This window comes from Caldisalinibacter kiritimatiensis (assembly GCF_000387765.1).
Classification (GTDB): Bacteria; Bacillota; Clostridia; order Tissierellales; family Caldisalinibacteraceae; genus Caldisalinibacter; species Caldisalinibacter kiritimatiensis.
On sequence record NZ_ARZA01000090.1, the window covers coordinates 1 to 10,770 of the forward strand.

Consider the following 10,770-nt stretch of genomic DNA (forward strand, 5'->3'; position numbering starts at 1 on the left):
CAAAAATATAATCACGTAGACATTGTTTTTGGAACTCATAATGTTCATGAGTTTCCACAGTTGTTAACTAAACATGAAAATGCAAAGAAAATGATTATAGATGTATGGGATGACAGTGCTCATATAGTAGAAAATTTACCTTCAAAGAGAAAATATGATTTTAAAGCATTTGTTAATATTATGTATGGTTGTAATAACTTCTGCACATATTGCGTAGTTCCTTATACAAGGGGGAGAGAAAAAAGTAGGAAATCTGAAAAAATAATTGACGAAATAACTGAATTAGCAAAAAAAGGTTATAAAGAAATAACATTATTAGGGCAAAATGTTAACTCATATGGTAAAACTTTAGACAAAAAAGTTACATTTGCTGAATTATTGGGTGAAATTAACAAAATAGAAGGTGTTGAAAGAATAAGGTTTATGACATCTCATCCTAAAGATTTATCTGATGAATTAATTTATGCTATCAGGGACTGTGAAAAAGTTTGTGAGCACTTGCATCTTCCTTTTCAAGCTGGCAGTAATCAAGTATTAAAAAGAATGAATAGAAAATATACTAAAGAGCAATATTTAAATTTAGTAAACAAACTTAAAAAGGAAGTGCCTAATATATCACTAACAACAGATATAATAGTTGGATTCCCAGGTGAAACAGAAGATGATTTTGAACATACTTTAGATATAGTAAAAAAGGTAAGATTTGATTCAGCTTTTACATTTTTATATTCAATCCGTGAAGGCACCCCTGCGGCTAAAATGGAAAATCAAGTACCTGATGCTATAAAGAAGAGAAGATTTCAAAGGTTACTTGACACTTTAACTCCTATAGTTTTTGAGAATAATAAGAAACTAAAAAACCAAGTTGTAGAAGTATTAGTAGAAGGAGTTAGTAAAAATGATAAGTCTGTTTTAACCGGAAGAACAAGAACTAATAAATTAGTTCATTTTAAAGGTAAAAAAGAACTTATTTCAAAATTAGTAAATGTAAAAATCACGACACCTAAAACATTTTATCTAGAAGGTGAACTTATTAATAAATAATGCTTATATAGGCCAAAGTCTATGATTTTGGCCTATTTTACATTCTTATAAGTATATTTGTGTTATAATATATAATATGAACCTTTAACTGGAGGGAATTGATGTGGCAAAGCTTACACCTATGATGCAACAATATATGGATATAAAAGAAAAATATAAAGATACAATTCTTTTCTTTAGATTAGGAGACTTCTATGAAATGTTTTTTGATGATGCTATTACCGCTTCAAAAGAACTAGAAATAACCCTTACTAGTAGAGATTGTGGTAAAGGTAAAAAAGCGCCAATGTGCGGTGTACCTTTTCACTCAGCAGATTCGTATATTGCAAAATTAGTCGAAAAAGGCTATAAGGTTGCTATTTGTGAACAGATAGAAGACCCTGCAAAAGCTAAGGGAATTGTAAAAAGAGATGTAGTAAGAATTATTACTCCTGGTACAATAACTGATCTAAATATATTAGATGAAAAAAGTAATAACTATTTATGCTGCTTATATATTGATGACATAGGAGTAGGTATCTCTTATGTAGATATTTCGACTGGTGACCTTTATACGACAGAAATTCACAAAACTCAAAGAGATTTGTTTAGTTCTTTAATGGATGAATTATCTAAAATCCAACCAACTGAAATTATAGCTAATAGTAATTTTTTTAATTATAGTGAATTAGTAAAAGATATAGAGAATAGATTTAATACATTTATAAACCGATATTATGACTGGGCTTTTGATATTGATACTTCTGAAGAGACGATAAAGAATCAACTTAAAGTTATATCTTTAGAAGGATATGGGCTAAAAAGTAAGAACCATTCTATAGTATCTACTGGTGCTTTGATTGAATATGTGAAAGAGACTCAAAAAATAGCACTTGAACATATCAATAGTATAAAGAACTATACTATTAATAAATACATGATGATGGATATTAGTACAAGACGTAATTTGGAACTAACAGAAACTATTAGAGGTAAGAGTAAAAAAGGTTCTCTATTATGGCTATTAGATAAAACATCTACAGCCATGGGAGGTAGATTACTAAAAAGATGGATTGAAGAACCTCTGATTGATAGTTCAGAAATAAATAAAAGGTTAGATGCTGTAGATGAATTAACTAATAATCTATTACTAATGGATGAAATAAAAGGTTTATTAGATAAAGTATATGATATTGAAAGGCTTATGGGAAAAGTCGTTTACGGAAGCTGCAATGCTAGGGACTTAATTTCTTTAAAAAACTCTATTTCTGTCCTACCAAGTCTAAAATCAAGTCTGAGTATTGTAAACTCACAAGTATTAAATCATATACATAATGAATTAGATACTTTAGAAGATATACATAAACTAATAGATGCTTCAATTCTTGATGACCCACCTGTAACAATTAAAGAAGGTGGAATAATAAAAAGTGGTTATAATATAGAATTAGACGAGTTAAGAGAAGCATCTAATAAAGGAAAAGAATGGTTATCAAAGCTACAAGAAAGTGAAAGAAGTAGAACGGGCATAAAGAAACTAAAAGTAGGTTATAATAAAGTATTTGGTTATTATATTGAAGTTACTAAATCTTATCTTGATTTAGTGCCTGAAAATTACACTCGTAAACAAACATTAGCTAATAGTGAAAGATATATAACACCTGAACTTAAAGAGATGGAAGCTAAAATCCTTGGTGCTGAAGAACGTAGTATGAACTTAGAGTATGAACTTTTTGTAAAAATAAGAGATAGTATTAGAGCACAATTAAAAAGAATCCAAAAAACTGCAAAAACAATAGCAACTATAGATGTTCTTAACTCATTAGCTCAGGTAGCTTACAAAAACAATTATGTAAAGCCTAAGTTAAATAACAATGGAGTAGTTGATATTAAAGAAGGTAGACACCCTGTAGTTGAAAAGATGTTAAACGGTGAATTGTTTATACCTAATGATACATTATTAAATAACAATGACAATAGAATTTCTATAATTACTGGACCTAACATGGCAGGAAAGTCTACTTATATGAGACAAGTAGCATTAATAGTCTTAATGGCTCATATTGGTAGTTTTGTACCTGCTACCGAAGCGAATATTGCTATTGTTGATAAAATATTTACAAGAGTTGGAGCATCCGATGACCTTTCTCAGGGACAAAGTACTTTTATGGTGGAGATGAGCGAAGTGGCTAATATATTAAATAATGCAACCAAGAATAGTTTATTAATTTTAGATGAAATTGGGAGAGGTACTAGCACTTATGATGGTTTAAGTATAGCTAAAGCAGTTGTAGAATTCATTAGTGATAAATATAAACTAGGAGCTAAAACTTTATTTGCTACTCATTATCATGAATTAACTGAATTAGAAAATAGAGTCGAAGGAGTTAAAAATTATAGGATATTAGTTAAAGAAGAAGGAGACGATATTGTTTTCTTAAGAAAAATTGTAAGTGGTGGAGCAAACCGTAGTTATGGTATTGAAGTAGCAAAACTAGCAGGGGTACCAAATCAAGTAATAGAAAGAGCTAAGGAAATCTTAAAAGAACTAGAAGAAAAAAACTTAAATAGAGACAATATAGCAGTTACTAAGCAGGAAGTTGTTGAAGAAAATAAACAATCCAGTTCAATAGAGGAAGAAGCGCAAAGTAGCAATTATCAATTGAATTTATTTAGTATGAAGCAAAATGATATCATAAAAAAATTAAAAGATATTGACCCAATGCAACTCACTCCACTAGATTCATTAAATATCTTATATAAACTCAGTCAAGAAGCAAAAAAGTTATAGGAGCGATATAAATGAGAAGTAGGATTCAAATACTAGATAATAACACCATAAACAAAATTGCAGCAGGAGAAGTAGTAGAAAGACCCGCTTCAGTAGTGAAAGAACTGGTGGAAAACTCAATTGACGCACAAGCAACTTCAATTAGTATTGAAATTGTCAACGGAGGTAAAAAATATATAAGAGTTACAGATAACGGTACAGGAATAATAAACGATGATATAAAATTAGCATTTTTAAGACATAGTACTAGTAAAATAAAAAAAGTAGAAGATTTAGAAAGGATTACCTCTTTAGGCTTTAGAGGTGAAGCCTTAGCTAGTATCGCATCAGTAGCACAAGTTCAACTTCTAAGCAAAACAAAGGATAGTTTAAGTGGTAGACAGGTAGATGTTCACGGCGGTGAAATTATTTCTAATAAGGAAGTTGGATGTCCTAAAGGAACAACTGTAATTGTAAAAAACTTATTTTACAATACTCCAGTAAGAAAAAAGTTCTTAAAAAGTGATAATGCTGAATCATCGCATATAAGTGAAACCATTTATAGACTAGCACTAGGAAATCCTAATATTGCATTCAAATATATAAAAGACAATAAACTAATATTAAAAACACCTGGCAATGGTGATATTTACTCAACTATATATAGTCTTTATGGCAAAGAATTTGCGGATTCTTTGATTAAAATAAATTATAATGGTGATGATATTAAAATAGATGGTTACATAGCAAAACCATCATATACTAGAGGAAATAGAAATTTTCAATATTTCTATGTGAATGGTAGATTTATTAAAAGTAGGTTGTTATCTAAGACATTAGAAAATGAATATAAATCTTTAATTCCAATTAATAAATATCCAGTGTGTATACTTTATATAGATACAAATGCAAAAAATATAGATGCAAATGTCCATCCCACTAAAATTGAAATAAGATTTAAAAATGAATCAATATTGAAATATATACTTTCTAAATCAATAAAAGTTGCTTTAGAAGAAAAAAATTTAATACCTAGTGTTACAATTAATTCAAAAGATAAAAAAGAAGAAGTAAAACAACAAAAAATCATAGATTTGATTGAAGATACTGACGTTAATTCAAAACCTAGTGATGACAATCTTTTAGTAATTGAGGACCATACAAAAGATAATATCGATTTTATGAATAGCACTGATGTAGTACAGGATAGAAGTAGTATAAATTATTCAGCTGATACTATTGAGTCTGTAGAGTATACAAATAATAAATCACAAATCAAGGATAAACAAAGTAAATTTGTTAAAAATATTATTGATAACACAGGTTTATCTAATAGTAATATCCCAATCAATGCAATTGAAAAAAAACAACAAACTTCAATTAAAAAGATACCTGATATGAAAATCATAGGAATTCTATTTGGCACATATATATTAGCAGAAGATAGTAACGATGAAGTTTTTTATATAATTGACCAACATGCAGCTCATGAAAGAATAATGTATGAAAAATATAAAAAAGAATTCGAAAACCAAACTGTTACTATCCAGGAGCTTTTAGCACCTGAAATTATTAATTTAACTCATAGCGAATATCAAGTGGTTAAAGATAATATAGATATATTTAATAAGCTAGGATTTAGAATAGAAGGTTTTGGTACAAACTCAGTTATAATAAGAAGTGTACCTATGTTATTTGGTAAACCAAAGTCTAAACAGCTATTCATGGATATACTAGACAAAATCCAAGATAATATTAAAAATAGCTATCAACTACGAATTGAAAAAATAATGAAAATGGCATGTACTAGTGCTATAAAAGCAGGAGATAAAATTGAAAACATTGAAATAGAACGGTTATTAAAAGACCTTAGAAAAGCTGATAATCCATATACATGTCCCCATGGAAGACCCGTTATAATCAAAATGTCAAAATACGAAATAGAAAAAAAATTTAAGAGAATACAATAAAGGATGATTATCATGAAAAAAAAACCTTTAATTCTATTAGTTGGACCAACAGCCGTGGGAAAAACATCAATATCAATTGAGATTGCTAAGAGATTAAATGCTGAAATAATTTCAGCTGACTCTATGCAAATATATAAACACATGGATATAGGTACTGCTAAAATAAAAGAACAAGAGAAAGAAGGTGTTAAGCATTATTTAATTGATATTGTTTATCCTAATGAAAAATTTACAGTATCGGACTATCAAAAAAAAGCCAAAGAGTGCATAGATGAAATTTTAAATAAAAAGAAATTACCTATGTTAGTTGGAGGTACAGGTTTATATGTAAACTCAATAGTATATGATTTAGATTTCACAAAAGCTATTTCAAATCCTAAACTTAGAAATAAATATAATGAATTAGCAGAAATTCATGGTAATGAATACCTTCACGAAAAATTAAAAAAGATTGACCCAAAATCAGCTAATAAAATTCACATTAATGATAGAAAACGAATAATAAGAGCGCTAGAAGTCTATCACGAAACAGGAAAACCAATGTCTGAATACAACAAAAACTTTAGAAAACCAAACCCTACTTTCGAATTAGCCTTCATAGGTTTAACAATGAATCGTAAAAAATTGTATGATAGAATCAATAAACGTGTAGAATTAATGATAAAAGAAGGTTTACTTGATGAAGTTAAAAATTTATTAAAAATGGGATATAGACCCGATTCAACTGCACTACAAGGTTTAGGATATAAAGAAATAATAAAATACTTCAACAACGAATATACATACAAAGAAGCGATTAGAATATTAAAAAGAGATACTAGAAGATTTGCAAAGCGACAGATAACCTGGTTTAGACGAGATAAAAGAATAAAATGGATAAATTTAGACTTATATGACGATAATGATAAGGCATGTAAAGCTATATTAAGCTATGTTTCTAAAAAACTTAATAATAATACATTTTTTAAAGATATAACTAGTGGAGGGGATTATTTTGAAAAATAATATTAATTTACAAGATAGTTTTTTAAACAAAGTTAGAAAAGAAAATATAAGTATAACTATTTATTTAGTTAATGGTTATCAATTAAAGGGGGCAGTAAAAGGATTTGACAATTATACTATTGTATTAGAAAGTGAAGGTAAACAAAATTTAATATATAAACATGCTATTTCAACTATTACTCCAAATAAACCAGTTAGTATAATGAACAAGAGTAGTATAAAAGATAATAGTGTTAAAGAACAATAATAATTAGTATAAAAATTATAAAGAACCTTTGAGGTAAAACTTAAAGGTTCTTTTTTTTAACGTTTTAGTAATCTATTGCATAAATTATAAATAGTACATATTTTAAAGCATCTCTCCCATATATTATATGAGGTGATTTTATGGCTAATAAAGTTAATGAAGAAATTATATCTTTATACAGACTTGGTAAAGTGAGTCTAAATACAACATTTGAGCAACTATATGATAGTAAAGCAGTACAATCTATCAAACCAAAAGATAAACAAATAGAAACACTTGAAGATGTAATAACAGAGCTAAATAAATTAGTTGGGTTACAAAACGTAAAAAACTTAATAAATGAAATACGTGCTTTTATAGAAATTCAAGAAAAACGTAAAAAAGAAAATCTACGTACTGAGCCAATAGTATTGCATATGATATTTAAGGGTAACCCTGGAACTGGAAAAACAACCGTTGCAAGATTACTGGGAAGAATTTTAAAAAACATGGGAATATTACAAAAAGGTCATTTAATTGAAATAGAAAGAGCTGATATTGTTGGTGAGTATATAGGACATACCGCTATTAAGGTAAAACAACAAGTTAACAAAGCTATGGGAGGAATATTGTTTATAGATGAAGCATATTCATTAGCTAGAGGTGGAGAAAAAGACTTTGGAAAAGAAGCAATCGATGCACTTGTTAAAGCAATGGAAGATAATAAAGAAAATTTAGTTTTAATATTGGCAGGTTATTGTGATGAAATGGAAATGTTTTTAAGAACTAACCCTGGACTAAAATCTAGATTTCCAATACATGTTGAATTTAAAGATTATAATGTTAACGAATTAATTAAAATTGCCAAAAAAATTGCAGAAGAAAGAGAATACACGCTTACTAATAAAAGCATAGAAAAACTAAAACAAATAATTATATATCAGAATAATTCAGAAAACAGTGGTAATGCGAGATTAGTAAGAAATATTATAGAAAGAGCAATTAGAAAACAAGCAGTTAGACTACAAAAAAAATCTTTTATATCCAAAAGTGACCTTTTATTAATAAAAGCCGAAGATATTGAAGGAGAGGGTAAATATTGATAAAAGCTTTAATTTTAGGTAATACAAATGTAGGAAAAACAACATTTTTCTTAAATTTTGCTGAATTTTTAGGAGTTAATAAAGTTCTAATAAAAGTAGAATATCCAAGTGGTAAGATTTTAACAAAGGAAATGTCTTTAAATATAGCTAGAAAATCGTTAGTTTCTAATGAAGCTCATAAAACTCTTCGCTTACAAAAACTAACTCTAAAAATACCAATATTTAAAGGAAAAAAAGAAGTGAAACTAATCGATACTACTGGTTTAATTGATGGTATACATCCAAATAAAGAAATTAGAAATGCAATAGCTCAAACACTAGAATACTTAAATGAATCACATATAATATTACACATCATTGATATTACCACATTACATAATAGCAAAACTCTTTCACTTATTGATAGACAATTAATAGATTTTGGTAAAACAATAAATAATTATGCTTTGCTAATTAACAAAATTGATTTAGAAAAAAATAAAGACACATTAACCAAATTTAAAAATATAATTGATAAAGATGTATATTGGATTCCAATATCTGCTCTTTACAAGCAAGGCTTTTATGAGGTGAAAAAATTTGTTGTTAACTCACTTTAATTTGAATGTATTTTTCTGTATGTTATTCACTGCTTTAACTATTAAGTTGATGGATGACTTTCAGGATTTAGATAATTCATTTTTAAATAAGTTTATAAAAAAATCAGGTAGGGGGATATTAGCGTATTGCTTAATAATATTTTCATTTTCTTGTTTACTAAATGCAAAATTAGCTGTTTCTTTATTTATTAGTTCATATATAATTGGAATGTTCTCTAATATCAATAGAACATTGCCTTTAGGTTTAAAAGGATATCATGAATCAATTATAGTAACTATTTTAGGCATTCTACTAATTGGATACAAAGAAATGCTATCTTCATTTATTTTAATATTAATTATACAACTAATAGATGACTATATAGACATGTCTAAAGATATAAGATATAAATCCCATAATTTTGTAATTATTTTAGGTAAAGTAGAATCTACCCTAGTTATTATAATTTTATTGCTAATTGAATATAAGCTCAGTATTGTAAAATTAGTATACGGACTTATTATAATTTTATTATTTGAGTTATTAGAATATTATTTGCTACGGAGGAGTTAAGGTGGATATCACAACTTATATTATCATTAGTATATTTATTTTTCTCATAGGGTATGCTCTTGGCAGAAGAGTGGGAATAAAAGAAGGTTTTTTTATTGGAGTAAACACAGCACCAATATTATTACGTATAAAAATGCAAAAAGAGGGTATATGTCCATTATGCAATAATAATGATTGAACTAAATGAATGTTTATGTTAAAATACAGAAGATATTTAGTAATCTATATAATACAAAAGATAGAAGGTGAAAAGAATGTGTAACGATACGATAAAATTATTATGTAAACAATTTGGTTTGAAAAAAGAGGTAATAGAATACGTTATGGCCAAAGAAGAACTTGTAAAGGAAAAATTTCAACATATTGATAAAATAAAAGAATATAACCAATATAAAGTACTAAATGCTATGCAAAGAGCAAAGTTAGATGCTACACACTTCAACTGGACAACTGGGTATGGTTATGACGATATAGGTAGAGAAAAGGTAGAAGAGGTATATTCATATGTATTTAATACTGAAGATGCGCTAGTGAGACCCACTATAATGTCAGGAACTCACGCAATTACTTTAACTTTGTCGGGACTATTAAAACCAAATGACGAAATGATTTCTATAACTGGTAGTCCTTATGATACATTACAAACAGTGATAGGTATTAAAGGCAATACTAAAGGTTCTTTAATTGAATACGGCATTAAGTATAAAGAAGTTGATTTAGACAAAAACGGTAATATTAATATAGATGAAGTTATTAAAAACATATCAAAAAATACAAAGCTTATACTTATACAAAGGTCAACAGGATATAGCGACAGAAAAGCTCTAACTGTTGATGATATTAAATATGCAATTGAAAAAATTAAAATTTATAACAAAAATATAATATGTATGGTTGATAACTGTTATGGAGAATTTATAGAAAAATATGAACCTACTGATGTAGGAGCTGATGTAGTAGTTGGTTCATTGATAAAAAATCCAGGTGGAGGTATAGCTTTAACTGGAGGTTACATAGTTGGTAAAAAAGATATTATAGAATTAATAGCTTTTAGACATTCAGCACCTGGAGTAGGTAAGGAGATAGGATTAACTTTCGGAACAACAAGAAGTACATTGCAGGGGTTATTTTTAGCGCCACATGTTGTTTCAGAAGCTTTAAAAGGTGCATTACTAGCAGCTATAGTTTTTAAAGACCTAGGTTTTAAAGTAGTTCCTGATATAAACGACTCTAGAAGTGATATTATACAAGGAATTGTGTTTGAAAATAAAGAGAGAGTAATTAAATTCTGCCAAGGTATTCAAAGTGCATCTCCAGTTGATTCTTATGTACTACCAGAACCTTGGGATATGCCTGGCTATGAAAATCAAGTTATAATGGCTGCAGGAGCATTTATCCAAGGCTCATCAATAGAATTGAGTGCAGATGCCCCTATACGAGAACCTTATATAGCTTATTATCAAGGTGGTCTAACATACGAACATTGTAAAATAGGTGTAATGAAAGGACTAAATAATTTAT

At 28.0% G+C, this 10,770-nt stretch carries 10 protein-coding genes; all 10 read left to right on the forward strand.

The window, feature by feature from the left end:
• A partial coding sequence (gene miaB, locus L21TH_RS04380; RefSeq protein WP_034429321.1) for a tRNA (N6-isopentenyl adenosine(37)-C2)-methylthiotransferase MiaB occupies positions 1 to 1,044 on the forward strand: 1,044 nt, incomplete at its 5' end.
• Between the two features lie 103 nt (positions 1,045 to 1,147).
• On the forward strand, positions 1,148 to 3,814 hold the full coding sequence (gene mutS / locus L21TH_RS04385) for a DNA mismatch repair protein MutS (protein ID WP_006310503.1): 2,667 nt from the start codon (positions 1,148 to 1,150) through the stop codon (positions 3,812 to 3,814).
• Between the two features lie 11 nt (positions 3,815 to 3,825).
• On the forward strand, positions 3,826 to 5,763 hold the full coding sequence (gene mutL / locus L21TH_RS04390) for a DNA mismatch repair endonuclease MutL (RefSeq protein ID WP_006310504.1): 1,938 nt from the start codon (positions 3,826 to 3,828) through the stop codon (positions 5,761 to 5,763).
• A 12-nt stretch (positions 5,764 to 5,775) separates the two neighbouring features.
• Positions 5,776 to 6,768, forward strand: a complete 993-nt coding sequence (gene miaA, locus L21TH_RS04395) for a tRNA (adenosine(37)-N6)-dimethylallyltransferase MiaA (RefSeq protein WP_006310505.1) — start codon at positions 5,776 to 5,778, stop codon at positions 6,766 to 6,768.
• A complete protein-coding gene (hfq, locus tag L21TH_RS04400) occupies positions 6,758 to 7,015 on the forward strand; it encodes an RNA chaperone Hfq (protein ID WP_006310506.1) in 258 nt (85 codons plus the stop codon). The genes miaA and hfq overlap by 11 nt, the downstream gene beginning before the upstream one ends.
• A gap of 140 nt (positions 7,016 to 7,155) precedes the next feature.
• Positions 7,156 to 8,097, forward strand: a complete 942-nt coding sequence (locus L21TH_RS04405) for an AAA family ATPase (RefSeq protein ID WP_006310507.1) — start codon at positions 7,156 to 7,158, stop codon at positions 8,095 to 8,097.
• On the forward strand, positions 8,094 to 8,696 hold the full coding sequence (locus tag L21TH_RS04410; protein WP_006310509.1) for a GTPase: 603 nt from the start codon (positions 8,094 to 8,096) through the stop codon (positions 8,694 to 8,696). Before L21TH_RS04405 ends, L21TH_RS04410 begins: the two co-directional genes overlap by 4 nt.
• Before the next feature lie 49 nt (positions 8,697 to 8,745).
• A complete protein-coding gene (locus L21TH_RS04415) occupies positions 8,746 to 9,249 on the forward strand; it encodes a hypothetical protein (RefSeq protein WP_162138483.1) in 504 nt (167 codons plus the stop codon).
• Position 9,250: 1 nt separating this feature from the next.
• Entirely contained in the window at positions 9,251 to 9,427 is a 177-nt protein-coding gene (locus L21TH_RS14235; RefSeq protein WP_006310513.1) for a hypothetical protein, read from the forward strand.
• 76 nt (positions 9,428 to 9,503) lie between these two features.
• Positions 9,504 to 10,770: methionine gamma-lyase family protein (locus L21TH_RS04420; RefSeq protein ID WP_034429323.1), on the forward strand; the 1,267-nt coding region annotated here is incomplete at its 3' end.